20 protein-coding genes are annotated in these 24,243 nt (G+C 65.2%); 5 read left to right on the forward strand and 15 right to left on the reverse strand.

Annotated features, from left to right (window positions below; all coding sequences use genetic code 11):
* Nucleotides 1-410: 410 nt before the first annotated feature.
* Nucleotides 411-1,889 (forward strand): DEAD/DEAH box helicase, encoded by a 1,479-nt coding sequence (locus L0U83_RS04240; protein WP_233880837.1) that lies wholly within the window; start codon nucleotides 411-413, stop codon nucleotides 1,887-1,889.
* A gap of 70 nt (nucleotides 1,890-1,959) precedes the next feature.
* Here the strand turns inward: L0U83_RS04240 and gluQRS are convergent, their stop codons facing one another.
* On the reverse strand, nucleotides 1,960-2,910 hold the full coding sequence (gene gluQRS, locus L0U83_RS04245; protein WP_233880839.1) for a tRNA glutamyl-Q(34) synthetase GluQRS: 951 nt from the start codon (nucleotides 2,908-2,910) through the stop codon (nucleotides 1,960-1,962).
* Between the two features lie 9 nt (nucleotides 2,911-2,919).
* Nucleotides 2,920-3,807: a sulfurtransferase gene (locus tag L0U83_RS04250; protein WP_233880841.1), complete on the reverse strand. Its 888-nt coding sequence runs from the start codon at nucleotides 3,805-3,807 to the stop codon at nucleotides 2,920-2,922.
* A 297-nt stretch (nucleotides 3,808-4,104) separates the two neighbouring features.
* Here L0U83_RS04250 and dnaE point away from each other — a divergent pair, with 297 nt between their 5' ends.
* Entirely contained in the window at nucleotides 4,105-7,662 is a 3,558-nt protein-coding gene (dnaE, locus tag L0U83_RS04255; protein ID WP_233880843.1) for a DNA polymerase III subunit alpha, read from the forward strand.
* A 72-nt stretch (nucleotides 7,663-7,734) separates the two neighbouring features.
* On the opposite strand, the gene L0U83_RS04260 is transcribed toward dnaE, so the two are convergent.
* Nucleotides 7,735-8,568, reverse strand: a complete 834-nt coding sequence (locus tag L0U83_RS04260; protein WP_233880845.1) for a glycosyltransferase family 2 protein — start codon at nucleotides 8,566-8,568, stop codon at nucleotides 7,735-7,737.
* Nucleotides 8,565-9,380: a glycosyltransferase family 2 protein gene (locus L0U83_RS04265; RefSeq protein ID WP_233880847.1), complete on the reverse strand. Its 816-nt coding sequence runs from the start codon at nucleotides 9,378-9,380 to the stop codon at nucleotides 8,565-8,567. The genes L0U83_RS04260 and L0U83_RS04265 overlap by 4 nt, the downstream gene beginning before the upstream one ends.
* A 280-nt stretch (nucleotides 9,381-9,660) precedes the next feature.
* Between L0U83_RS04265 and msbA the strand changes: the two genes are divergently transcribed.
* Nucleotides 9,661-11,445: a lipid A export permease/ATP-binding protein MsbA gene (msbA, locus tag L0U83_RS04270; protein WP_233880849.1), complete on the forward strand. Its 1,785-nt coding sequence runs from the start codon at nucleotides 9,661-9,663 to the stop codon at nucleotides 11,443-11,445.
* A gap of 99 nt (nucleotides 11,446-11,544) precedes the next feature.
* On the opposite strand, the gene L0U83_RS04275 is transcribed toward msbA, so the two are convergent.
* Nucleotides 11,545-12,627, reverse strand: a complete 1,083-nt coding sequence (locus L0U83_RS04275) for a glycosyltransferase family 9 protein (protein ID WP_233880851.1) — start codon at nucleotides 12,625-12,627, stop codon at nucleotides 11,545-11,547.
* Between the two features lie 376 nt (nucleotides 12,628-13,003).
* Between L0U83_RS04275 and L0U83_RS04280 the strand changes: the two genes are divergently transcribed.
* Entirely contained in the window at nucleotides 13,004-13,939 is a 936-nt protein-coding gene (locus tag L0U83_RS04280; RefSeq protein ID WP_233880853.1) for a glycosyltransferase family 2 protein, read from the forward strand.
* 206 nt (nucleotides 13,940-14,145) lie between these two features.
* Entirely contained in the window at nucleotides 14,146-14,463 is a 318-nt protein-coding gene (locus tag L0U83_RS04285; RefSeq protein ID WP_233880855.1) for a DUF4148 domain-containing protein, read from the forward strand.
* 52 nt (nucleotides 14,464-14,515) lie between these two features.
* On the opposite strand, the gene mnmH is transcribed toward L0U83_RS04285, so the two are convergent.
* The 10 genes from mnmH to upp all read right to left on the reverse strand — a co-directional run bounded on the left by mnmH (nucleotide 14,516) and on the right by upp (nucleotide 23,995).
* Nucleotides 14,516-15,616 carry a tRNA 2-selenouridine(34) synthase MnmH gene (gene mnmH, locus L0U83_RS04290; RefSeq protein WP_233880857.1) on the reverse strand — a complete coding sequence of 367 codons (1,101 nt, stop codon included), beginning with the start codon at nucleotides 15,614-15,616 and terminating at the stop codon, nucleotides 14,516-14,518.
* A 36-nt stretch (nucleotides 15,617-15,652) separates the two neighbouring features.
* Nucleotides 15,653-17,122, reverse strand: coding sequence for a ribonuclease G (gene rng, locus L0U83_RS04295; protein ID WP_233880859.1), 1,470 nt, complete (start codon nucleotides 17,120-17,122; stop codon nucleotides 15,653-15,655).
* A gap of 8 nt (nucleotides 17,123-17,130) precedes the next feature.
* Nucleotides 17,131-17,754, reverse strand: coding sequence for a Maf family protein (locus L0U83_RS04300; protein ID WP_233880861.1), 624 nt, complete (start codon nucleotides 17,752-17,754; stop codon nucleotides 17,131-17,133).
* A gap of 112 nt (nucleotides 17,755-17,866) precedes the next feature.
* Entirely contained in the window at nucleotides 17,867-18,337 is a 471-nt protein-coding gene (gene rlmH, locus L0U83_RS04305; protein WP_028210448.1) for a 23S rRNA (pseudouridine(1915)-N(3))-methyltransferase RlmH, read from the reverse strand.
* 34 nt (nucleotides 18,338-18,371) lie between these two features.
* Nucleotides 18,372-18,839: a ribosome silencing factor gene (gene rsfS / locus L0U83_RS04310; RefSeq protein ID WP_233880863.1), complete on the reverse strand. Its 468-nt coding sequence runs from the start codon at nucleotides 18,837-18,839 to the stop codon at nucleotides 18,372-18,374.
* A 2-nt stretch (nucleotides 18,840-18,841) separates the two neighbouring features.
* Complete coding sequence (locus L0U83_RS04315) at nucleotides 18,842-19,558, reverse strand: nicotinate-nucleotide adenylyltransferase (protein ID WP_233880867.1); 717 nt, start codon at nucleotides 19,556-19,558, stop codon at nucleotides 18,842-18,844.
* 4 nt (nucleotides 19,559-19,562) lie between these two features.
* Nucleotides 19,563-20,498 (reverse strand): oxygen-dependent coproporphyrinogen oxidase, encoded by a 936-nt coding sequence (gene hemF, locus L0U83_RS04320; RefSeq protein WP_233880870.1) that lies wholly within the window; start codon nucleotides 20,496-20,498, stop codon nucleotides 19,563-19,565.
* Between the two features lie 347 nt (nucleotides 20,499-20,845).
* A complete protein-coding gene (gene purD, locus L0U83_RS04325) occupies nucleotides 20,846-22,120 on the reverse strand; it encodes a phosphoribosylamine--glycine ligase (protein ID WP_233880881.1) in 1,275 nt (424 codons plus the stop codon).
* Nucleotides 22,121-22,222: 102 nt separating this feature from the next.
* The gene (locus L0U83_RS04330) at nucleotides 22,223-22,951 is read right to left on the reverse strand and encodes a YebC/PmpR family DNA-binding transcriptional regulator (RefSeq protein ID WP_233880883.1); all 729 of its coding nucleotides are present in this window, start codon (nucleotides 22,949-22,951) and stop codon (nucleotides 22,223-22,225) included.
* Between the two features lie 393 nt (nucleotides 22,952-23,344).
* Nucleotides 23,345-23,995 (reverse strand): uracil phosphoribosyltransferase, encoded by a 651-nt coding sequence (gene upp, locus L0U83_RS04335; RefSeq protein ID WP_110856382.1) that lies wholly within the window; start codon nucleotides 23,993-23,995, stop codon nucleotides 23,345-23,347.
* Between the last annotated feature and the right edge of the window lie 248 nt (nucleotides 23,996-24,243).

A 24,243-nucleotide genomic window follows, 5' to 3' on the forward strand; every position in this document is an offset into this window, starting at 1 on the left:
CCCTTTGCGCCTGCTGCAAAGGGCGGGCAGAACGCCGGCAGCAGCCGCCCCGAGGCTTGCCGGATTGGCCTGAAAAGCCGATCGAGCCGTTTTGACCAATCCGGTGCGCGCCAGTCGATAGACCAGGACGGCGCCGGAACCATCTGGAATCGAGTGAGTCTGGCCGGGTTGAACCCGAGCGAGCGCGGCGTTGGAGCCAGCGCCCCGTCCCCGGCAGATTCTCTCGTCGTACACGGGCCATCCCCGGCCATGCGTTTGCCGGGAGGCCCTCGCGGGCGTGCGTTCCGCCCGTCGCAGCAGGGTGCCTGATGGGATGTCCGGCGCCTTTGCATCGACCTGCAATGCCAAGCAGTGACCTTTTGAGGCGCTTCCGCGCCTTGCGCGAATAGCGCCTTTATAGCGAAGCCACCATGTCCGACACAGCCGTCACGCCCAGCACTGCGAACTTTGACCAATTTGGTCTGGCCCCCGAAATCCTCAAGGCCGTCAAGGAGCAGGGCTACACGACGCCCACGCCGATCCAGGCGCAGGCGATTCCCGTGGTGCTCACGGGGCGCGACGTGATGGGCGCCGCGCAAACCGGCACGGGCAAGACCGCGAGCTTCTCGCTGCCGATCCTGCAACGCCTCTTGCCGATGGCGAGCACGAGCGCTTCGCCCGCACGCCATCCGGTGCGCGCGCTGATTCTCACGCCTACGCGCGAGCTGGCCGATCAGGTCGCTAACAACGTGCGCACGTACGCGCAGCACACGCCGCTGCGCAGCGCGGTGGTGTTCGGCGGGGTCGACATGAATCCGCAGTCCGATGAGCTGCGCCGCGGCGTGGAAATCCTGATCGCGACGCCTGGCCGCCTGCTCGACCATGTGCAGCAAAAGACCACGAACCTGGGTCAGGTGCAGATGCTCGTGCTCGACGAAGCCGACCGCATGCTCGACATGGGCTTCCTGCCCGACCTGCAGCGCATCCTGAACCTGCTGCCGAAGGAGCGCCAGACGCTGCTCTTCTCGGCCACGTTCTCGCCCGAGATCAAGAAGCTTGCCGCGACCTATCTGCGCACGCCGCAGACCATCGAGGTGGCGCGCAGCAACTCCACGGCGACCAACGTCACTCAGATCGTGTACGAAGTCGCCGAGGGCGACAAGACCGGCGCGGTCGTTCAGCTGATCCGCGACCGGGGGCTCAAACAGGTGATCGTGTTCTGTAACAGCAAGATCGGCGCGAGCCGCCTTGCCCGCCAGATCGAAAAGCAGGGCATCGTTGCGGCCGCGATTCACGGCGACCGCTCGCAGAGCGAGCGCATGCAGGCGCTCGACGCCTTCAAGCGCGGCGAAATCGAAGCGCTCGTGGCGACCGACGTGGCCGCGCGCGGCCTCGACATCGCCGAGCTGCCCGCTGTCATCAACTTCGACCTGCCTTTCAACGCCGAAGACTACGTGCACCGTATTGGCCGCACGGGTCGCGCAGGCGCATCGGGTGACGCGCTGTCGCTGTGCAGCCCGAACGAGAAAAAGCAGCTCGCCGATATCGAGAAGCTCATCAAGCGTCCGCTGACCGTGGAGCGCCTCGTGGTCGACGTGCCGGTGCCGCATCACGAGGGCGGCAGCCGCCGCCGCGAGCGCGACGGTCATGAAAGCCGCGAAGGGCGTGGCGAGCGCGGTGTGCACCGCCGCGCGGCGTCGTTCGACCGTCCGCATCATCATCGTGCGCAGCCCATCGACGACTTCTTCCTGAAGCCCTACGAGCCCTCGGCGAGCGCGCGCAGCAAGGCTGAAGACACGCCCGCGAACGCCGCACCGCAAAAACCGCAGTCGAAGCAGCCGCTGGCGGCGTTGCTGGGCGGACTCGGGGCGTCGTGGCGCAACAAGCCGACTTCGTCGTCGTCGAATTGAGTTTGAGCGCGAGTCATCGCGCAACGCAGAAAAAACCGGCATGTCGCTTTTAACGGCATGCCGGTTTTGTTTATGTGGCTGGCAATTGCGCGAGCCGCCACTTCCACGCCTCGACCGCGTCTAGCTGGAACGCTTCAAGCGTTGTGGGCGCGCGATCGTGCAACTCGAGACCCAGATGCCGCGCCGCGGCCACCAACGCTTCCAGCGGGCGTGATGCGTCGAGCGCTTGCGCCCCGGTCTGCTTCGAGAGCTTTTCCCCTTCCGCGTTTGTCACGACAGGCACGTGCAGGTACGCGGGCGTTGGCACACCAAGACACTGCTGGAGCCAGATTTGCCGCGCCGTCGAGTCGAGCAGGTCCGCGCCGCGCACCACGTGCGTGATGCGTTGTTCGGCGTCGTCGACGACCACGGCGAGCTGGTAGGCCCATTGACCGTCCGCGCGCAGGAGCACGAAATCGCCGACTTCGGTCGCGAGATCCTGTTGCTGCGAGCCCTGCCAGCGATCGTCGAAGCAGATCAGTGCGGGATTGTCTTGTGCGCTGGTGGTTTCGTCCGCCGTTTGGTTGGCAGTTGCGTCGTCAGGCACGCGCAGCCGCCACGCGCGTGCGGTCTTGCCGTGCAGGCCGTCGCGGCAGGTGCCTGGATAGATCAGCGTGGCATTGCGCTGGTGCGCCCGCAATTGCGAGTCGGCGATTTCCTTGCGCGTGCAGCCGCACGGGTAGACGCGGCCCGAGGCGATCAGACGGTCGAGCGCCGCGCGGTACAGAACGGTGCGGCGGCTCTGCCATTGCGGCGGCTCGTCGGCGTGAAAGCCGAAGGCCGTGAGCGTCGCGAGAATGTCCTCGGCTGCGCCCGGCACGGTGCGCGGGCCGTCGATGTCCTCCACGCGCACAAGCCACGCGCCGTGATGCGCTCGCGCGTCGAGCCAGCTCGCGAGCGCCGAAACGAGCGAGCCAAAGTGCAGCGGGCCAGTGGGCGAGGGCGCGAAGCGCCCGCGATACCCTTGCGGCGATGCGCTCACGCGCGCGGCTTAAGCGGCAGCCTGGGCCGCGGGCGCTGCATCCGCCGCGCCCGCGCGCTCCGGATGGCATGCCGGGCAGCTCTTGCCGGCCACGTAGAGCGGCGAATCCTGCTCTTGCGGCGTGACGACGGCGCGGCACGCGAAGCACTGCACGGTGTCCGTCGGTTCGAGTTGCGGATTGAGCGCGGTGCGCTGGTCGAACACGAAGCAGTCGCCGTTGTAGTGCGCGCCGCCCACTTCCTCGAAGTACTTGAGAATGCCGCCTTCGAGCTGATACACATGCTCGATGCCAACTTCCTTCATGTGGATCGCCGCCTTTTCGCAGCGAATGCCACCCGTGCAGAACGACACGACCGTCTTGCCTTCGAGGTCGGCGCGGTTCGCTTCGATCACGCCGGGGAATTCGCTGAACTTGTCGATGCGGTAGTCGAGCGCCTTGTCGAACGTGCCGACATCGATTTCGAACGCGTTGCGCGTGTCGAGCATGACGACGGGGCGGCCATTGTCGTCGAAGCCGCGGTCGAGCCATTCCTTGAGCACGACCGGTGCCACGGAAGGCGCGCGGCCTTCTTCGGGGCGGATCGCGGGCTTCTTCATCGTGATGATCTCGCGCTTCAGGCGCACGAGCATGCGGTTGAAGGGCCGCGTTTCGGAGAGGCTTTCCTTGAACCGCAGCGTCGCGAACTTGCCCTCGAAGAGCGGGTCATGGTTGATGTAGTCCATGAAGGCGCGCACGTTGCCTTCATCGCCAGCGACGAACAGATTGATGCCTTCCGGCGCGAGCAGGATCGTGCCCCGCAAATCAAGCGATTTGCAGCGCTCGAGCACGAGCGGACGCCACTCGGCGGTCTTGTCGAGCGTGGCGAACTGGTAAGCGGAGAGATTGAGGATACGCATGGTGCAACTGGAAAAGCGCCACAAAAGCGCGTGAAACTGGAGCCGGACGCGCGTGCTGTCTCGTTTGCTGACTGCTCACTGCCGGTCCTCCGAAAACGGGAATTGGGGCAGGGCGCGCGGCGGGCGCAATCCGCTATTATCCCTCAATCGCGCCTCGCGCCGCCTGCGGCGTAGTCAACACATCGCGCCGCCGCCCCGCGCTCGCGCAAGCTCCTGGCTAGATCGGCTGGGCCGCCCCGGCCAACGTCACGTGCGCATGCGAGCGAGCGCCGAAAATCGCGTGCCCCTGAAGGTACAATGACGGCCATGTCAGATCCCCGCTTCGTCCATCTCCGCGTCCATTCCGAATTCTCGATTGCTGACGGCATCGTGCGCCTCGACGACCTCGTCAAGGCGGCGGCCGAAGACGGCCAGGGCGCGCTCGCGCTCACCGACCTCGGCAACGCATTCGGCCTCGTCCGTTTCTACACCGAAGCTCGCGGCAAAGGGGTCAAACCCATTGCCGGCTGCGACGTCTGGATCACGAATCCCGACGACCGCGACAAGCCGTCGCGCCTTCTGCTGCTGGTGAAGGACAAGCGCGGCTATCTGAATCTGTGCGAGCTGCTTTCCAAAGCGTGGCTCACGAACCAGTATCGCGGCCGCGCGGAAGTCGACGTCGCATGGCTCGAAGAAGGTCTGGCCGAGGGCCTGCTCGCGATCTCGGGCGCGCAGCAGGGCGACGTGGGTCTCGCACTCGCGGCGGGCAATGCCGAAAGCGCGAATCGCCATGCGCAGCGCTGGGCGAAACTGTTTCCGAACGCGTATTACATCGAGCTGCAGCGCTGCGGGCAGCCCGGCGGCGAGCAGTATGTCGGGCAGGCAGTGGCGCTCGCGTCGCAACTCAAACTGCCGGTGGTCGCCACGCACCCCATGCAGTTCATGACCGACGAGGAATACACCGCGCACGAAGCGCGTGTGTGTATCTCGGAAGGCGACATCCTCGCGAATCCGCGCCGCCAGAAGCGTTTCACGACCGATCAGCGTTTTCGCACGCAGGACGAAATGGCCGCGCTGTTCGCGGACATTCCGTCGGCCATTGCGAACACCATCGAAATCGCGAAGCGCTGCAACCTCACGCTCGAACTCGGCAAGCCGAAGCTGCCGCTCTTCCCAACGCCCGACGGCCTTTCGCTCGACGACTATCTCGTGCAGCTTTCGAGAGAAGGCCTCGAAAAGCGCCTCGTGCAGCTGTATCCCGATGAAGCCGAACGCGAGCAGGAGCGCGCGCGCTACAACGAGCGGCTCGAATTCGAGTGCGGGACCATCATCAAGATGGGTTTCCCGGGCTACTTCCTGATCGTTGCGGACTTCATCAACTGGGCCAAGAACAACGGCGTGCCGGTTGGGCCGGGCCGGGGTTCGGGCGCGGGGTCGCTCGTCGCATACGCGCTGGGCATTACCGACCTCGATCCGCTGCGATACAACCTGCTGTTCGAGCGCTTCCTGAATCCGGAACGCGTCTCGATGCCCGACTTCGACATCGACTTCTGCCAGCACGGGCGCGACCGCGTCATCCAGTACGTGAAGGAGAAGTACGGCGCCGATGCGGTGTCGCAGATCGCCACCTTCGGCACGATGGCGGCGAAGGCGGCCGTGCGCGACATCGGCCGCGTGCTCGATCTCGGCTACAACTTCACCGACGGCGTCGCCAAGCTCATTCCGTTCAAGCCGGGCAAGCACGTCACCATCGCCGATGCGATGAAGGAAGAGCCGCTCCTCCAGGAGCGCTACGACAACGAAGACGAAGTCCACCAGCTGCTCGACCTCGCGCAGCTCGTGGAAGGGCTCACGCGTAACGTGGGCATGCACGCGGGCGGCGTGCTGATCGCGCCTGGCAAGCTCACCGACTTCTGTCCGCTCTACACGCAGGGCGACGAAAGCGGCGTCGTGAGCCAGTACGACAAGGACGACGTGGAAGCCGTCGGCCTCGTGAAGTTCGACTTTCTGGGCCTGACCACGCTCACGATTCTCGACTGGGCCGAGCGCTATATCCGCATGCTCGATCCGTCGAAGAAGGACTGGTCGCTCGCCCAGGTACCGCTCGACGACGCGCCGTCGTTCCAGATCCTCAAGAAAGCCAACACGGTCGCCGTGTTCCAGCTGGAAAGCCGCGGCATGCAGGGCATGCTGAAAGACGCGCAGCCCGACCGGTTCGAGGACATCATCGCACTCGTGGCGTTGTATCGTCCGGGCCCGATGGACCTGATTCCGAGCTTTTGCGCGCGTAAGCATGGCCGCGAAGTGGTGGAGTATCCCGATCCGCGCGTCGAACCTGTTCTGAAAGAGACCTACGGCATCATGGTCTACCAGGAGCAGGTGATGCAGATGGCGCAGATCATCGGCGGCTACTCGCTCGGCGGCGCCGACTTGCTGCGTCGCGCGATGGGTAAGAAGAAGCCCGAGGAAATGGCCAAGCACCGCGAGATTTTCGCGGAAGGCGCGGCCAAGAACGGCCTCACGCGCGAGAAGGCCGACGAAACCTTCGACTTGATGGAGAAGTTCGCGGGCTACGGCTTCAACAAGTCGCACGCGGCCGCTTACGCGCTCCTCGCGTATCACACGGCGTGGCTCAAGGCGCACCATCCGGCGGAATTCATGGCGGCGAATATGTCGCTCGCCATGGACGACACCGACAAGGTGAAGATCCTCTTCGAGGACTGCCTGACCAACAAGATGGCCGTGCTGCCGCCGGACGTGAACGCTTCGGCGTATCGCTTCGAGCCTGTGGCCGATTCGAACGTCGCGGAAGGCAAACGCTCACGCACGATCCGCTACGGTCTTGGCGCGATCAAGGGCAGCGGCCAGAACGCCATCGAAGAAATCTTGCGCGCGCGCGAAGAGGGCGGCCCCTTCAAGGACCTGTTCGACTTCTGCGAGCGCATCGACCGTCGTCTCGTGAATCGCCGCACGATCGAAGCGATGATCCGCGCCGGCGCATTCGACACGATTCACGCAAACCGCGCGCAGTTGCTCGCCTCCGTGCCGATGGCGATGGAAGCCGCCGACCAGGCGAGCGCCAACGCCATGCAAGCGGGCCTGTTCGATATGGGCGACGCGCCGCTCGCCGCGCACGAACTGGTCGATGAACCCGCATGGGGCGAGAAGCGCAAGCTTCAGGAGGAGAAGGCCGCGCTCGGCTTCTATCTCTCGGGGCACCTCTTCGACGCTTACAAGGACGAAGTGCGCCGCTTCGTGCGCCAGAAGATCGGCGAGCTGAAGGAAGGGCGCGACAAGCTCATCGCGGGCGTGATCGCTTCGTTGCGCACGCAAATGACCCAACGCGGCAAGATGCTGATCGCGCTGCTCGACGACGGCACCGGACAGTGCGAAGTGACGGTGTTCAACGAGCAGTTCGAAGCGCACAAGGCGCTCTTCAAGGAAGACGAGCTGCTCGTCGTGCAGGGCGGGGCGCGCAATGATGCATTCACGGGCGGCATTCGCTTCACCGTCGATACGGTGATGGATCTGGAGCGTGCGCGCAGCCGCTACGCGCAGGCCGTGAAGCTGCAAATGAACGGCAACGCCAATGCGCTCGCGCTGCGCACGGTGCTCGAAGCGTATCGCGCGAAGCCGGACGATTCGCTGCCGGCGCCCGCTACGCAAACGCGCGGTCGCGGCGGCTTCGGTCGCGATCGCGGAGAGCGCGCGCAAGCGGTCATTCCAAACGGGCTCGCGGTGCAGATTGCTTACCGCAACGATCGGGCCGAAGGCGAAGTGCGTCTGGGCGATGCCTGGCGCGTCAAGCCCTCCGACGACCTGCTCGCCGCGCTGCGCGGCGAGTTTGCGGGCAGCGAGATCGAGATCGTGTACTGACGGGATCGGGCGGCAGGCGGTGCAGAAGTGTTCACGCTGCCATGCCGTGCCGTCGTTCGGGCAAGCGCGTGTTTAACTCGCGAGTTCGGCCAGCCCGCGTTCGGCACGCACGGTGCCGTCCGCAATGCGCATCTTGACCCGCTCCTCATTGGAGCTAGCCTGCGCGCGCGGTTGCTCGCGGTGCCACAAGTGGAAAATTTCCGTGGCGTAGGCGCCGAGCTTGCGTTGCACGCCGCAGTTGGCGAGGCGCGCCACGAAATCGGCGTCCTCGTGCCCCCAGCCGGTGAAGCTGGTGTCGAATCCGTTCACGCGCTCGATATCGCTGCGCCAGGCGCTCATGTTGCAGCCCTTGATGCCGCGCCACTTGAACTGCTCGATCACGCGCCACTTGCGGTCCGGCAGCTTGACGAAGAGAGGCGCGATCTTGTTGACGTGGCCAGCGAGGCGTTGCTGCACCCAGAAGCCGAAGCCCTGATCCGCCAACGGCAGCGTCTGGCCGATCACCTGTTGCGTGAGCGCTTCGTCGAGCAGGATGCGGCTGCCGGTGATGATGACGCGCTCGCTCGCGAGCTGCCGGTGGCGCGCAACGAAATCGTGCTGCACCACGCAGTCGCCGTCGAGGAAGATCAGGTAGTCGCCACGGGCCTGCACGATGCCCTTGTTGCGGATCTCGGCGAGACGGAAGCCATCGTCCGGATGCCACACGTGCTCCATGCGCACCGGGGTCGACGCAGCGCAGCGTTCCACGGTCTCGCGGGTGGCGTTGGCCGAGCCATCGTCGGCGACGATGATTTCGTAGTGCGTGTCGGATTGCGCGCTCAAGCTCGCGAGCACCCGCTCGAGCGCATCGGGCCGGTTATAGGTGCTGACGATCACCGAAACCAGCATGTCGCGGCGCGCGTTCATCGGCTCTCCGGTGCGGCGTCGCGAGTTTTTGCCGCGGCGGACTGCTGTGTCTCGAGGAGCATGAGCTTCAGGTAGCGGTAGTAGGTGCCTTCGGCGTTGGAGATCGCCAGCACGAAGCCCATCTTGCCGTCGAGAAAGCCGCGCTGGATGATCCAGCTGCGCACGAAAGACCAGAAGCCGTGTAGCAGCGCCTTGCGCAGGCCGCCGCGCTTGCCGCGCGCCGCGCCCTGGGTTGCGCCGTAGGTCGAATAGCTGTCGATCTTTCCGAGTACTTCGGAGAAGTCGCGAAAGCTGTAGTGAATCAGCGCCTGAGCGAGCGTGCCGACGCGCGCCTCGGGCGCGGCGATCACGCGTTCGTGCACGAGATCGCTCGAGAAGCGCGCCGCGTCGCGGCGAAAGAGCCGCGTCACATAGTCGGGCGACCAGCCGGAATGGCGGATCCACTTGCCGCAGTAATTCGACTGGCGCGGCACCCGGAACAGGTCGGCCCCGTTCGCCTTCACGCTGGCGAGAATCTCGTCGCGCAATGCGGGTGACACGCGTTCGTCGGCGTCGAGCGAGAGGATCCAGGGGCCGCGGGCCGTGTCGAGCGCACGCTGTTTTTGCGGCCCGAAACCGGGCCAGTCGGTTTCGACGACCGTCGCGTCGAACTCGCGGCAAATCGCCTGGGTGCCGTCCGTGCTCCCCGAATCGAGCACGACGATTTCGTCCACCCAGCCGTGCGCGGAAGCGAGGCAGTCACGAATATCGTGGGCTTCGTTTTTGACGATGACGATGACACTGATCGCATCGGGTTTGGCGCTGTCGTTCATCGGCGCTGGCTCGCGATGGCTGGAAGAAGGTGAAGAAGGCAGGAAGGCCGGCTGGAGCCAGCCTCGCGTTCGGAGGGAACCTCGTGCACAAGCTTGTTGCGCGCGCGTTCGTGCCCCGAAGCCGAATCGGTGAGTATATACAAAAACGTCGGACGCTACGAAACCGCGCCGGCGCAGACCACGGCCGGGCGGATACATCGCCTCCTGGGCCGAACGTTTACAATGGCGTACCTGTTTGCCGGGGGGCGGGCAGATTACCCGCATTTTTTTCGAGGAAATTTTGAGCGAGAGATCAACCTTGAGCAAGCCGATCGGCTCCGACACCAAGTCGTCGCCGATCGTGATTGGCCGGCGGCTGTGGCCGTATGTGAAGCCGCTAATGTGGGTGCTCCTCGCAGGCGTGATCGCGATGGCCGTGGTGGCCGCCACCGAAGCCGGCATTCCCGCGCTGCTCAAGCCGCTGCTCGATCACGGCTTCGGCACGCGCGGCGACCCGAAAGCGAAATGGCTGGTGCCCACCGCGGTGATCGGGCTGGCGCTCGTACGCGGTCTCGCGCAATACGCGTCCGGTTACTTGCTGCAGTACGTGTCGAACCGCGTGCTGCTCGCGCTGCGGCTCAAGATGTTCGAGCGCATGATTCACGCGAGCGTCGGCTTCTTCCAGCGTGAAACCGCGAGCACGGTCATCAACGCGATCGTGTTCGAGGTCAACCAGATTCTCGGCGTGCTGCTCAGTGTGCTCGTCACGCTCGTGCGCGACTCACTCACGGTCGTCTTCCTGCTTGGCTACCTGTTCTACCTGAACTGGCGGCTCACGTTGATCGTCGCCGTGCTGCTGCCGGCCATCGGCTGGCTCGTCAGCAAGATCAACCGGCGTCTGCGCAGGCTGAACCGAGAGCATCAGATGTTGACGAACGAGCTGTCCTATATCGTCGAGGAGACGGTGGGCGGCTACAAGGTCGTCAAGGTTCACAACGGCGAGCGCTACGAAAAGGACCGCTTCGGCGAAATGAGCAAACGCCTGCGCGGCTACCAGATGCGCATGACGGTGTCGGGCGGGCTCGCACAGCCGCTTACGCAATTCCTGGCTTCGATCGCGCTGGCGATCGTCATCACCATTGCCGTTGTGCAGGCCTCGAACGACCAGACGACGGTTGGCGGCTTCGTGGCGTTCGTCACGTCGATGCTGCTCGTGATCTCGCCCCTCAAGCACCTGATCGACGTGAACCAGCCGCTTCAGCGCGGCATGACCGCGGCCGAGCTGATCTTCGGGCTGATCGACGAGCCGCCCGAGCCCGTCGGCGGGGGCTTGCCGCTCGAACGCGCGCGCGGCGAGGTGGAGTTCCGCGACGTGTCGTTCGCCTATGGCGCGAGCCATCGCGTGACGCTCGACCATGTGTCGTTCCGCATCAATCCCGGCGAAATGGTGGCGCTCGCCGGTCCGTCGGGCAGCGGCAAGACCACGCTCGTGAACCTGTTGCCGCGCTTTTTCGATCCGAGCGGCGGCCAGGTGATGGTCGACGGCGTATCGATTGCCGACTACGACGTGCATGCGCTGCGCAACCAGATCGCGATGGTGAGCCAGGACGTGGTCCTGTTCAACGACACGGTCGCGAACAACGTCGCCTATGGCCAGACGGCGGACCGCGAGCGCGTGGAGCGCGCGCTGCGCGCCGCGAACCTGTGGGAGACGATCTCGGCACTGCCCGAGGGCATGGACACGCTGATCGGCGACAACGGCATGAAGTTCTCGGGCGGTCAGCGCCAGCGCCTGGCGATCGCCCGTGCGATCTACAAGGATGCACCGATCCTGATTCTCGACGAGGCGACGTCGGCACTCGATTCGGAATCGGAGCGCCACGTGCAGGCGGCGCTCGAAACGCTGATGCGCGGGCGCACGACGCTTGTGATCGCGCACCGCCTCTCGACGATCGAGCGTGCGAACCGCATCCTCGTGATGGATGGCGGCCATATCGTCGAATCGGGCACGCACCAGGAACTGCTCTCGAAGGGCGGTATGTACGCGCACCTGCACAAGATCCAGTATCAGCAGAGCGCGGCCTGACGCGCCAGAGCGATGATGCGGCGCGCGAGTGTGGGCGCGCCGCCGTCATGAAGCCGCGCTCGTGCGCGGCGTGGGACCGAGCGGCCCCGTTTGGGGTTGTCAGGCGGCGGCGGGCGCCGTCGCGGGTACGAGCGCGGCGAGTTGGCGCAACGCCGCGCCAACGACCTGTGCGGGCGGGATGGTGTCCACGTTGCCGCTGCCCTGCAAGCCGATGGATCGGCAGGCTTCGGTCAAGCGCAGGTAGGGCGGCTCTTGACGCCTGAACAGCGAAACGCTGGGCGTTTGCGTGGTGTGGGCGACGTGCATCAGGCCGCCGTCCGCGCCCAGGAACAACTCGGCGTGCGCAACGATCTCGCGTGCCTGAAGGAACGTGAGCTTGCCGGTCAGCGATCGGATGCGCACGTTGGCAGGCGCGCTCGCGCACAACTGCTGCGCGATTTCCGTGCCGTTGTCCGAACCGAGCACGACGATTTCCTTCGCGGCGCTCGCGTTTTCGTACTTGCTCAACAATTCGATGACTTCGGACCAGCGGTGGTAGGTGCGATCGGGGTCAACGCCACCCGCCGCGAGCGCGATGTACTCACGCGCGGGCAAGAGAGCGCGCACCGATTCACGTGTTGCGGGCGTGCTGGCGAGATAAGGCTTGCTGCGCGCGGCAAGCGAGCCGGCGTCGTGGCCGAGCGAGAACACGTCGTTCACGCTCGCGAAGCTGAAGCAGGTCTGGTTGCGGTCGGGGCCGTTGAAGTAACGGAAGAGGCCCGCATAGGGCAGCTTCGCGAAGTGCTGGGTCTTGATGCGAATCGAGGGCAGGTTGTACTCGGAGAGCAGAATCGCGTCATAGCGGCTCGCATCGACCTCGCGCGGGTCACCGTAGATCTTGCCGAACACGTCGTCTTCGCTGAACAGCGGTACCAGCGACGGCAGCGCGAGCAGATCGATGCGCACGCCCAGGCCCTTGAGCAGCGCGCGGCCGGCCGTGTCCATCGTCGCGTCGCCGAAGTTGCGTTTGGCATAAACCCACAGGATTCGCTGCGAAGGGTCCAGATGTGTCTGTTCGAGGCGCGTCTGGCCATGCGCCCTCAAAAGAAACCGCTTGTGCAGGTATTTCTTCGCGATCTGGAGGCGACTGGTGCTGCGAAGAAACGCCTCCGGCTCGTAAGGCACGCCCTGATAGGGGATCATGCAAGATCGCGAGACGGCGCGATCGAGCCAGCTTGCCGGCGAACCCCACGAAGTGTTTGAGTTGATCTGCTGAAACACGGGCCAATCTTTATTCAAGATAACCGCCCATTGTCGCATGGCGGGCGCTCGCGCGCTGCACAAATAATTAGGGATAGCTGGCTTGGCGGCCATCGCGCGGTACGAACTTCTGCGGTAAGTCCGGGCGAGAAGAATGTATGCGTACAATATCGCGTTTCTCGTCATGCTTCACACCCAGAAAGCTGCGTAGTGAGGACGTTTTGACAGAACCCATTTTCTACGCGTCCATGCTGGCCGTTCTTGCGGCGATCACGGAGCGCACGGATGTCACATCTGACCCTTTATGGGGCAAATCTTCATGTTCAGCATTCTGATCCCGACCTGGAATAACCTGCCGTACCTCAAGCTGTGCGTCGACAGCATCCGGCGCCACTCTGCGTTCGAGCACGAGATTCTCGTGCACGTCAACGACGGCAGCGACGGCACGCTCGACTGGGTCCGCGAACAGGGCATTCGCCATACGTGGAGCAAGGGGAACGTGGGCGTATGCCTCGCCGTGAACGATGTGGCCCGACTCGCGTCGCACGAGTGGATCCTGTTCATGAACGACGACATGTTCTGCACGCCAGGTTGGGATTCGGCCTTCGTCGATGCATTGCGCGAAATAGGCGAGGCGCCCGCCTATCTCGCCTCGCAGATCATCGAGCCCACCGACACCGGTAACGGCCTCGTGACGGTCGCCCACTTCGGCACCGGTCCCGCCGACTTCAACGAGGCGGGGCTACTCGAATTCGCCGCGAAGATGAATACCGCCGACCGCAACGGCATCGCACTGCAGCCGACGCTCGTGAGCCGCGAACTTTGGCTGCGCGTGGGTGGCTACAGCATCGAGTTCGGGCCGGGCATGAGCAGCGACGACGACTTTCTGATGAAGCTCTGGCTGGTCGGCTGCCGCACGTTCCGCTCGGTGGGCGCGAGCCGCATTTACCATTTCGGCTGCCGTACGACGGGACGCATTCGCCGCAATCGCGGCGGCCGCGAGTTCCTCATGAAATGGGGCGTGACGCAGCGCGATTTCAAGTACAACTACATGGCCCGCACGGCCGACGCCGCGCCGGGCACGCTTCCCAACGTGCCGCGGCCCAACTTTGTGAGCCGTCTCAAGCGGGTGATGTATGCGTTCGGCCTTTACCCGACTCAAGATCTCGAAGCGTGGGAGCCCGATTTGCCCGCGCAGCTTCAGCACACCGCTTCGTTGACTGAAAGCGCCACGCCGCGCCAGTCGTCGCGCTAACGCCGCGTTATCCCAAGGTAGCAGGCTGGCGGCAGGCGCCGGCCGCGCTCTTCGGCGACGAATCGCGCAGACTTTGCCTCGAATTGGAACAGTGCCTTAGGATTCTAGGGGTTAACCCTAGAGAGTCACGGGCATACGATGCGTACATCGGTCGCATGCACATACCGTCGCACGTCGACCGCCTGATCCAACTGGAGGTCGTTTCCATGAAGTCCCTGATTCAAGCCGTTGCCGTTTCCGCCGCTCTTGTCGCTGCTGCTCTTCCCACCGCATCGTTCGCGCAGTCGCATTCGACCATCACCCGCGCCCAGGTGCGCGCCGAACTCGTGGAGCTTCAGCAGGTGGGCTACCGCGTCGGCGATGGCGACAACGCTCACTATCCCGAAGCGATCCAGGCCGCCCAGGCAAAGGTCGCCGCGATCAATGGTGCAAACAGCAGCTATGGCGGCGTGGCGAACGCCTCGCAATCGGGCGGCCGAGCCACGGTCTCGCCTGAAGACTGGAACGCGATGTACTCGCGCTAAGTCATCGCGTCGCGTGTGTTGTTGATGAAGTGCGCGAAGAGAAGGGGAGACGTCAGACGGCGCGAGGCGCTTCGACTTCGCTGCCCGCAGGTTCTGCGGTGTACGACGTTTCCTCAAGCTGCGCGAGCAGCGTGCGGGCTTGCACGAGCGTGTCGCCCTTCATCGGCTGGAACGCGAAGTGCAGCGACTTTTCGAGCTTCGCGAAGTTGCGCCGCGTGCTGCGCGTGTAGGCGGGATCGTAGTGCTGCGCGACCAGCGCTTCGTAAAGCTGCGCCCTGCGATCTTCGTCGAGCAGCTTGCACCACGATTCGATGCGCTCGCGCCCGTGCAAAGGCGTGAGCTTGTTCAGTTGCTCGCGGAAATACCCGCGCTCGTCGAACAGGTGTCCATACTCCTCAAGCAGCAAGTCGATCCGTTCCTCGCGCGCCACATCGAGCACGACACAAGGCGCGGCGTGCAGACGTTCCACGAGCGCGGGCGGCAGCGTGATGACGCCGATGCGCCGGCTCTCCGCCTCGACGAACACGGGGCGGGTGGCGTCGAAGGCGCGCAGCGTCTGCACGAGCGCCGTGTCGAACGACTTCTGCGAGGGCTGCGCACGCGTGAGCAGCGCGCCCAGCAGCGAACCGCGGTGCGCGGCGAGCGCTTCGAGATCGAGCATCTGCGCGTTGGCTTGTCCCAGCGCCTTCAAGAGGCGCGTCTTGCCGCTACCGGTCGGGCCGGCCAGCACGATATAGCGAAACGCTGCGGGCAACGTGCCAAGCGCCTCCACGACCGTGTGCCGGTACGCCTTGTATCCACCGTCGAGCTGACGCGCGCGCCAGCCGATCATGTTGAACCACGCCGTCATCGACCCGGAACGCTTGCCGCCGCGCCAGCAGTAGATGAGCGGACGCCAGTTGCGCGGACGGTCGGCGAACAGCGTATCGAGATGCATGGCGATGTTGCGCGCCACCATGGCGGCGCCCACGCGCGTCGCCTCGAACGGCGACTCCTTGTACATCGTCCCGACGATCACGCGCTCTTCGTTGCTGAGCACGGGCGCGTTGATCGCGCCGGGAACGTGGTCCTCGGCGAATTCGAGCGGCGTTCGTACGTCGACGATCTCGTCGAATTCGCCGATCTGTTCAATGGTGACGCGCTGGTGATTCAACTGCGATGCTCCGGTGGTGCCTGCGATGGCGTCGCGCTACATGAGCACGATGTCGTACTGTTCCTGACTCAAATTCGATTCCACCTGCAACGAAACCGGCTTGCCGATGAAGTCGATCAGCATCGCGAGATGCTGCGACTCCTCCTCGAGAAAGAGGTCGATGACCTGCTGTGAAGCGACCACGCGAAACTCGCGCGGATTGAACTGCCGCGACTCGCGCAGAATCTCGCGCAGCACGTCGTAGCAGACGGTGCGCGCGGTCTTCACCTGCCCCTTGCCGAGACATGTCGGGCACGGCTCGCACAGCACATGCGCAAGCGATTCGCGCGTGCGCTTGCGCGTCATCTCCACGAGCCCCAGTTGCGAGAAACCGTTCACGGTCACGCGCGTGCGGTCGCGCGAGAGCGCCTTCTTCAGTTCGCCGAGCACCTGGTCGCGATGCTCGACGTTTTCCATGTCGATGAAGTCGATGATGATGACGCCGCCCAGATTGCGCAGACGCAATTGCCGCGCGATCGTATGCGCCGCTTCGAGATTCGTCTTGAAGATCGTGTCGTCGAAGTTGCGCGCGCCCACATAGCCGCCCGTATTCACGTCGATGGTCGTCATCGCCTCGGTCTGGTCGATCACGAGGTAACCGCCCGACTTGAGGTCCACGCGACGCGACAGGGCACGCTGGATTTCGGCCTCGATGTTGTAAAGGTCGAAAAGCGGCCGCTCGCCCGAATAGTGATGCAGCTTCGGCAGCACGTTGGGCGTGAATTCGGTGGCGAACTCGGTGAGCTTCTGGAACGTTTCGCGCGAATCGACCTGAATGCGCGAGGTCTCGTCGTTCACGAAGTCTCGCAGCACGCGCTGCGAGAGATTCAGGTCCTGATAGAGCAGGCTCGTGGCGGGCACGCGCTGCGCCTGGGCAAGTATCGTCGCCCACGTTTTGCGCAGATACGCGACGTCCGCTGCGAGTTCTTCGCTCGTAGCGTCTTCGGCGATCGTGCGGACGATATAGCCGCCTTTTTCATCGGCGGGCAGCACGGCCGTGAGGCGCGCGCGCACCGCTTCGCGCTCGGCCTCGCTCTCGATCTTCTGCGAGATGCCGATGTGCGGCTCCTGCGGCAAATAGACCAGTGTGCGCCCCGCGATGCTCACCTGCGTGGAAAGCCGCGCGCCCTTCGTGCCGATCGGATCCTTCACGACCTGCACCATGAGCGTTTGCCCTTCGAACACGGTCTTTTCGATCGGCTGATGATGCACGCTCGCATGCGTTTCGCCGGCAATGCGCGGATGCCAGATGTCGGCCACATGAAGGAACGCGGCACGCTCGAGACCGATGTCGATGAACGCGGACTGCATGCCCGGCAGCACGCGCACGACCTTGCCGAGATAGACGTTGCCGACGCGCCCGCGCGACAGCGTGCGCTCGACGTGAAGCTCCTGTACTGCGCCTTGCTGGACCAATGCGACGCGCGTCTCCTGGGGCGTGACGTTGATCAGGATTTCTTCGTTCATGATTTGTTCTAGAAGTCGATGCCCGCGGCGCGCAGGAGGGCGGCCGTTTCGAATAATGGCAAACCCATGATACCCGAATAGGACCCGTCGATTCGCTCGACGAATTCCGCCGCGCGACCCTGAATGCCGTACGCGCCGGCCTTGCCGAACGGCTCGCCGCTCGCCACGTAACGCGCGATCGCGGCGGGCATCGCCGGCGCGAAACGCACATGCGAACGCGAGACCGCAACCGGCAGGCACACGCCTTCGGCGTTCACCACGGCCACGGCCGTGAGCACTTCGTGCTCGCGGCCGGCGAGGCGTTCGAGCATCGCATAGGCATCGGCCGCGTCGTGCGGCTTACCGAGAATATGGCCGTCGATGGAGACCGTGGTGTCGGCGGTGAGAATCGGCGCATGCGTGTGCGCGCCCGCGACGAGGCGCGCGCGGGCGGCATCCGCCTTCGCGGCGCACACGCGCTCGACATAGACGGCGGCTTGCTCGCCGGGCAGCGCGGTTTCGAGCGCTTCGGCGTCTTCGTCGGGACGCGGCAGCAGCAGCTCGAAGCGCACGCCGAGCTGCTGCAGCAGTTCCTGGCGGCGCGGGCTTTGCGAAGCGAGATAGACGAACGGATAGGGCGCGTTGGTGGGCATCGGAGCGTCTTTGTCGTTACGGACTTCGGGTTGACGTGCGCGCCTGCTTTCCGGGGCTCGAGCGGGGCTCAAGCTGGCCGCAAGCGGGGCGCAGGCGCGCTTTATACCTGCATTACACGCGATGATAGGGGTGATTCTGCGTGATGGTCCACGCTCGGTAAAGTTGCTCGGCGAGCAGCACGCGCACCATCGCATGCGGCAGCGTGAGGGACGAGAGGCGCAGGAGCGTGTCGGCGCGCGACTTGAGCTCGGGGTCGAGGCCGTCCGCCCCGCCAATCAGGAACGCCACGTCGCGGCCGTCCTGCTGCCACAGCGGCAGCGCCTTGGCGAGTTGCATCGTGGTCCAGTCCTTGCCGCGTTCGTCGAGCGCGACGATGCGCGCGTTTTTGGGCAGCGCGGCCTCGATACGCGTGCGCTCGGCGGCCATCACGCTTTCGGCAGGGCGGCCCGACGAACGCTGCTCGGGTTTCACCTCGCGCAGCTCGATGCGCAGCTCCGGCGGCATGCGCTTCGTATATTCCTCGAAGCCCTCGGCGATCCAGTCCGGCATCTTGTGGCCGACGGCGACGATATGCAGTTTCATCGTGCGTGACGATTGTCGTTCAGAAGCGCCGCGCTTACTTCGCGGCCTTACGCGCAGCGGTCTTGCGCGCGGGCTTCTTGACGGCCGGCGCAACTTCCTCGTCTTCGTCCTCGTCGTCCATCGGCTCGCTCGCGCGTGCGCCCATGAAGCCCGTGTTGGTCGCGAGCTTCACGCGCACCGGCTTGTCGCCCCAGATTTCCTCGAGGTTGTAGTACTGGCGCAGCGCGGGCTGGAGGATGTGGACGACCGCGTCGCCGCAATCCACGAGCACCCATTCGCCGATGTCCTCGCCTTCGGTGCTCACGATATCGCCGCCGGCTTCCTTGACCTTCTCACGCACGCTGTTGGCGAGCGCCTTGGTCTGGCGGTTCGATGTGCCGCTCGCGACGACCACGCGGTCGAACAACTCGGTCAGATGGCTGGTGTTGAAGACGCGAATGTCTTGTGCCTTGACGTCTTCGAGACCGTCGACGATGGCGCGTTGAAGTTTGCGGATGTCCATAGTTACCCGTGATGCAGATAGAGATGATGTTGAAGGATATAGTCCCACACGGCTGCGGGAAGCTTGTCGGCGGCGGTGCCGCGACGTTGCCCGCTCGCCACGCAGGCCGGCAGGTCGCGCCGGATTTCGGTCGCCGAAACGTCAAGTGCGAGCGTTTCGTCGACCAGCAAGTGGCCGTGCGGCGTTGCCGCAAGCACGGCAGCGTTCGCGCGGCGCGCGGCGCCTTCACGCGCGACCTCGGGCGGCAGCGCCGTGAAGTCAAAGCCCGGGCGGCTCGCCACGCCCAGATGCGCGAGCGCGAAAAGCTCGCGCCATTCGTGCCACGAATCGAGATGCAGCAGTTGATCGGCGCCCATTAGCAGCGTGAGCGCGGCGGTCCGGTTGCTGTCGCTTTTTGCGCGCCAGCGGCGCAGGGTTTCGACCGTGTAGGTCGGGCCGTTGTGCTCGATTTCGTCGGCGTCCACCGTCATCGTCACGCCCGGCAGCGCGAGCGAGGCAGCGGCGGCGCGCGTCATGGCGAGCCGATGCTGCGCCGCGGTCACGCCCGGCTTCTGCCACGGTTGGCCGGCCGGCAGCAGGATCAGTTCGTTCAGGCCCAGCACGCGCGCAAAATGGCGCGCGAGCGCGAGGTGGCCCTCGTGGATCGGATCGAAGGTGCCGCCGAGCAGCCCGACGCGCCTCTCGAGCGCGTTGGGCGGGACGGTGAAAGCGTGCGTCACGGCGTCAGATCCAGTCGCGCACGGGCAGGAAGTCGCTGTAGAGGCGCGCTTCCGGCGTGCCGGGCTGCGGCTGCCAGTCGTAGCGCCAGGTCGCGCACGGCGGCATCGACATCAGGATCGATTCCGTGCGGCCTCCGCTTTGCAGGCCGAAATGCGTGCCGCGGTCCCAGACCAGATTGAATTCGACATAACGGCCGCGACGGTACGCCTGGAATTCGCGCTCGGCTTCGCCGTAGGCCGTGTCGCGCCGTTTTTCGATGATCGGCAGATACGCCTTCAGGAAACCGTCGCCCACGCTCTTGAGCATGGCGAACGCCTCGTCGAAGCCGCCGACGGCGTAGTCGTCGAAGAAAATGCCGCCCACGCCGCGCGCTTCGTTGCGGTGCTTCAGGAAGAAGTAGTCGTCGCACCAGCGCTTGAAGCGCGGGTAGAGGTCTGCGCCATAGGGCGCGAGCGCATCGTGGCACACGCGGTGAAAGTGCTGCGCGTCTTCCTCGAAACCATAGTAGGGCGTGAGGTCCATGCCACCGCCGAACCAGAACACCGGTTCCTCGCCTGACTTGGTGGCGAGCAGCATACGCACGTTCATGTGCACCGTCGGGCAATACGGATTGCGCGGATGCAGCACGAGCGAAACGCCCATCGCTTCGAAGCCGCGGCCGTTGAGTTCGGGGCGCGCAGCAGTCGCGGAGGGCGGCAGGGCGTCGCCGGAAACGTCGGAAAAGCCGATGCCCCCACGCTCGAAGAACTGGCCGCCTTCGATGATGCGCGTGCAACCGCCGCCACGCAGCTTCTCGCCGGGCCCGCGCTGCCAGTTGTCCGTGGCGAACGGCGTGCCGTCGAAGGCGCCGAGCGTGTCGGCGATCTGCGTCTGCAGACTGGCCAGCCAGGCGCGGACTGCGGCGCTGTCGGGAGAGGCGCTGTTAGGAGAATCGGTCATCGATGAAATGGGGACGGCAGCGCGCCGGCGCTGGAATCAGGTGAATCGGGTTATGCGACGGGTTATTCGGATAGGCCGCCCGGGGCGGCCTGACAGCGGCAGTGTAGCGCCGATTGTCGCGACGCCCGGCGCCATCGGCGCCCGCGTGGGCTGCATGCTGAGCGCGCTCAGGCTGCAGCGCGGGTTTGCTCGCGTTGGACGGCTTGATGCAGAGCGTAAGCGGACAGACAAAAAAGCCGTGGGCGCGCCGTTGCGCGGTGGCTACGGCGCGCAGCCAGGTGGCTGCCCATGGCCAGTCGTTTCATTCGGGGCCGCATCGACGGCGGCGGCCCCAGGCAAGCGCTGCGTTACTGCTTGCGGCCCGCGGCGCGATAGCCGATGTCGTTGCGATACTGCATGCCGTCGAACGAGATGCGGTTCACGGTCTCATACGCCACGTTCTGCGCGCTACGCACCGAATCGGCGAGACCGACGACACACAGCACACGGCCGCCCGAGGTCACGAGCTTGCCGTCCACCATCTGCGTGCCCGCGTGGAACGTGACCGAATCGGCGGCCTCGGCGGGGATGTCGCTGATGCGGTCGCCCTTGCGCGGCGTGTCCGGATAGTTGTGCGCGGCGAGCACGACGCCCAGCGCCGTGCGGCGGTCCCATTCGAGCTCGACCTGGTTCAGCGTGCCCGCAATGGCGTGCTCCACGACCTTCGAGAAGTCGCCCTTCAGGCGAGCCATGATCGGCTGCGTTTCCGGGTCGCCCATGCGGCAGTTGAATTCGAGCGTCTTCGGGTTGCCCTGCGCGTCGATCATGAGGCCGGCGTAGAGGAAGCCCGTGTAGCGGATGCCTTCCTTTTCCATGCCCGCCACGGTCGGCAGGATGATTTCGCGCATCACGCGCGCGTGCAGTTGCGGCGTGACGATGGGCGCGGGCGAATAGGCGCCCATGCCGCCCGTGTTCGGGCCCTGGTCGCCGTCCTGCAGGCGCTTGTGGTCCTGGCTCGAAGCGAGCGCGAGCACGTGCTTGCCGTCCACCATGACGATGAAGCTCGCTTCCTCGCCTGCCAGGAATTCCTCGATCACCACGCGCGCGCCGGCGTCACCGAGCTTGTTGTCGGCGAGCATCATGTCGATGGCCTGATGCGCTTCTTCCAGCGACATCGCCACGACCACGCCCTTGCCGGCAGCGAGGCCGTCGGCCTTGATGACGATGGGCGCGCCGTTCTTCTCGACGTAGGCGTGCGCCGCCGTGGCGTCCGAGAACGTCTCGTACGCTGCGGTCGGGATGTTGTGGCGCTTCATGAACGCCTTGGCGAAGTCCTTCGAGCTTTCGAGCTGCGCGGCTTCCTTCGACGGGCCGAACACCTTCAGGCCGCGCTGGCGGAACACGTTGACGATGCCCGCGGCAAGCGGCGCTTCCGGGCCGACCACGGTGAGGGCGACGCCTTCGCGCTCGGCGAAATCGGCGAGCTCGTGGATGTCCGTGATGTCGACGTTGGCGAGCCGCTCGTCCTGCGCGGTGCCGCCGTTACCGGGTGCGACGTAGACGAGCTGCACGCGCGGCGCCTGCGCGAGCTTCCACGCCAGCGCATGTTCGCGGCCGCCAGAACCGACGACGAGTAACTTCATGTGAATCCCCGAAAGACCAAGACCAGAAACAGTTGCGGCCGACGCACAGTGCGCCGGCCGTGAAAATCGCATGCGGGAGGCGGGGCCGCCCGGGCCGACGCCTTATTCCTCGGCGATCGACGCGTTGGTGTACACCTCCTGGACGTCGTCCAGGTTTTCGAGGGCGTCGAGCAGCTTTTGCATCTTCACGGCGTCGTCGCCCGTGAATTCGACCTCGTTCTGCGGCTTCATCGTGACTTCGGCCATTTCCGCCTTGAAGCCCGCGGCTTCGAGCGCGGTCTTCACCTTCGTGAAGTCGAACGGCGGGCAGACCACTTCGATGGAGCCGTCGTCGTTCGTCACGACGTCGTCGGCGCCCGCTTCGAGCGCGGCGTTCATGAGTTCGTCTTCGGGCGTGCCCGGCGCGAACACGAACTGGCCGACGTGATCGAACATGAACGCAACCGAACCGTCCGTGCCCATGTTGCCGCCGAACTTCGAGAACGCGTGGCGCACTTCCGCGACCGTGCGGGTGCGGTTGTCGGTCATCGTGTCGACGATGACGGCCGCGCCGCCGATGCCGTAGCCTTCGTAGCGGATTTCCTCGTAGTTCGCGCCGTCCACGCCGCCCACACCGCGCTGGATGGCGCGGTTGATGTTGTCCTTGGGCATGTTGGCGTCGTACGCCTTGTCGACGGCCAGACGCAGGCGCGGGTTCGAGTCGATATCGCCGCCGCCCATGCGTGCCGCGACCTGGATTTCCTTGATGAGCCGCGTCCAGACCTTGCCGCGCTTCGCGTCAGCAGCAGCCTTCTTGTGCTTGATGTTGGCCCATTTCGAATGACCCGCCATACCTTTCTCCGTCTCACGCGCCATGCGCGTGCAGTGTGCAATGTGCTGTTGTCGATGCGATGTTCCCGGGCGCGGTCTTCATGCGTCGTTCGCGCGGCGCGCGTGATTCTGCGCGCGCCTCTCGCACCTCTCCCGTAACGCCCGCGCGGCAGCATGTGCCGACAGGCCGGGATGCAGCGCCCGTTCAGGTGGATCTGAATTTTATCACGCCGGGACCGTCCGGCTTCGCCTGGCTATGTGACGAGGCGCCAGGCGATTGCCGGTAGAACCGGCCGCGGAGCGTGCATATGGGGCGGCATCGGGTGAACCCGAAGAGGGCAGGGAAAGGGGAAAGGGGGAAGGGGGAAGGCGGCCAGCTCCGTCGGCCGCCCCTATGCAACGGTGATGCAGGTTTTAGTTCTTCGTGCCGAAGAGTCGGTCGCCGGCGTCGCCCAGGCCCGGAATGATGTAGGCGTGCTCGTTCAAATGCGAGTCGAGCGAAGCCACATAGAGCTTCACGTCCGGGTGCGCCTTCTGGAACACGTCCACGCCTTCGGGCGCGGCCACGAGCGCGAGGAACAAGATGCGCTCGCCGGGCACGCCGCGGCGCTTGAGCACGTCGATAGCGTGCGCCGCCGAGTAGCCCGTCGCGACCATCGGATCGCACAGGATGAAGGTGCGGTCCTCGAGGTCGGGCAGGCGCACGAGATATTCGACCGGGCGATGGTCGTCGGCCCGGTACACGCCGATATGGCCGACACGCGCGGAGGGCACCAGCTCGAGCAGGCCGTCGGACATGCCCACGCCCGCGCGCAGCACGGGCACGATGGCGAGCTTCTTGCCCGCGATCACGGGCGCATCGACTTCGACGAGCGGCGTCTGCACGCGGCGTGACGCGACCGGCAAGTCACGCGTGATTTCATAGCCCATCAGCAGCGTGATCTCGCGCAGCAACTCGCGGAACGTGCGCGTGGACGTGTCCTTGTCGCGCATATGCGTGAGCTTGTGCTGGATCAGCGGGTGATCGAGGATGAAGAGATTCGGGAAACGGCTGTCCTGTTTCATGGCGGGGCGCACAAGGCTGCAAAAGGATCGGAGAATCGGTCGTGCCGCTGCCGCGCGAACCCGAAGCAGTATGCCCGGGCTGGGCGGTTGCGGCGAGCACGGCCCGCCGCGCGCGGCAAGCGCTCATGGCTTGCGAAGGCGCCGGGCCGCGCCACACGCGCAAGTATACGGTAAGCACGTGCGCACCGGCGCGCGCATGGCGCGCGTATGGCACATTGCAGCGTCGCTTCGCACACGGCTGCCGGGCC

It is taken from the genome of Paraburkholderia flagellata (assembly GCF_021390645.1).
GTDB classification, from domain to species: Bacteria; Pseudomonadota; Gammaproteobacteria; order Burkholderiales; family Burkholderiaceae; genus Paraburkholderia; species Paraburkholderia flagellata.

Coding starts and splice junctions, on each gene's coding strand:
- upp (WP_110856382.1), bottom strand. CDS start 23,995: ATGAAACAGGACAGCCGTTTCCCGAATCTCTTCATCCTCGATCACCCG.
- L0U83_RS04250 (WP_233880841.1), bottom strand. CDS start 3,807: ATGCGTATCCTCAATCTCTCCGCTTACCAGTTCGCCACGCTCGACAAG.
- L0U83_RS04265 (WP_233880847.1), bottom strand. CDS start 9,380: ATGAACGACAGCGCCAAACCCGATGCGATCAGTGTCATCGTCATCGTC.
- L0U83_RS04275 (WP_233880851.1), bottom strand. CDS start 12,627: ATGATCCCCTATCAGGGCGTGCCTTACGAGCCGGAGGCGTTTCTTCGC.
- hemF (WP_233880870.1), bottom strand. CDS start 20,498: ATGACCGATTCTCCTAACAGCGCCTCTCCCGACAGCGCCGCAGTCCGC.
- L0U83_RS04285 (WP_233880855.1), top strand. CDS start 14,146: ATGAAGTCCCTGATTCAAGCCGTTGCCGTTTCCGCCGCTCTTGTCGCT.
- rsfS (WP_233880863.1), bottom strand. CDS start 18,839: ATGGACATCCGCAAACTTCAACGCGCCATCGTCGACGGTCTCGAAGAC.
- L0U83_RS04240 (WP_233880837.1), top strand. CDS start 411: ATGTCCGACACAGCCGTCACGCCCAGCACTGCGAACTTTGACCAATTT.
- rng (WP_233880859.1), bottom strand. CDS start 17,122: ATGAACGAAGAAATCCTGATCAACGTCACGCCCCAGGAGACGCGCGTC.
- L0U83_RS04260 (WP_233880845.1), bottom strand. CDS start 8,568: ATGAACGCGCGCCGCGACATGCTGGTTTCGGTGATCGTCAGCACCTAT.
- dnaE (WP_233880843.1), top strand. CDS start 4,105: ATGACGGCCATGTCAGATCCCCGCTTCGTCCATCTCCGCGTCCATTCC.
- L0U83_RS04330 (WP_233880883.1), bottom strand. CDS start 22,951: ATGGCGGGTCATTCGAAATGGGCCAACATCAAGCACAAGAAGGCTGCT.
- purD (WP_233880881.1), bottom strand. CDS start 22,120: ATGAAGTTACTCGTCGTCGGTTCTGGCGGCCGCGAACATGCGCTGGCG.
- L0U83_RS04300 (WP_233880861.1), bottom strand. CDS start 17,754: ATGCCCACCAACGCGCCCTATCCGTTCGTCTATCTCGCTTCGCAAAGC.
- rlmH (WP_028210448.1), bottom strand. CDS start 18,337: ATGAAACTGCATATCGTCGCCGTCGGCCACAAGATGCCGGACTGGATC.
- L0U83_RS04280 (WP_233880853.1), top strand. CDS start 13,004: ATGTTCAGCATTCTGATCCCGACCTGGAATAACCTGCCGTACCTCAAG.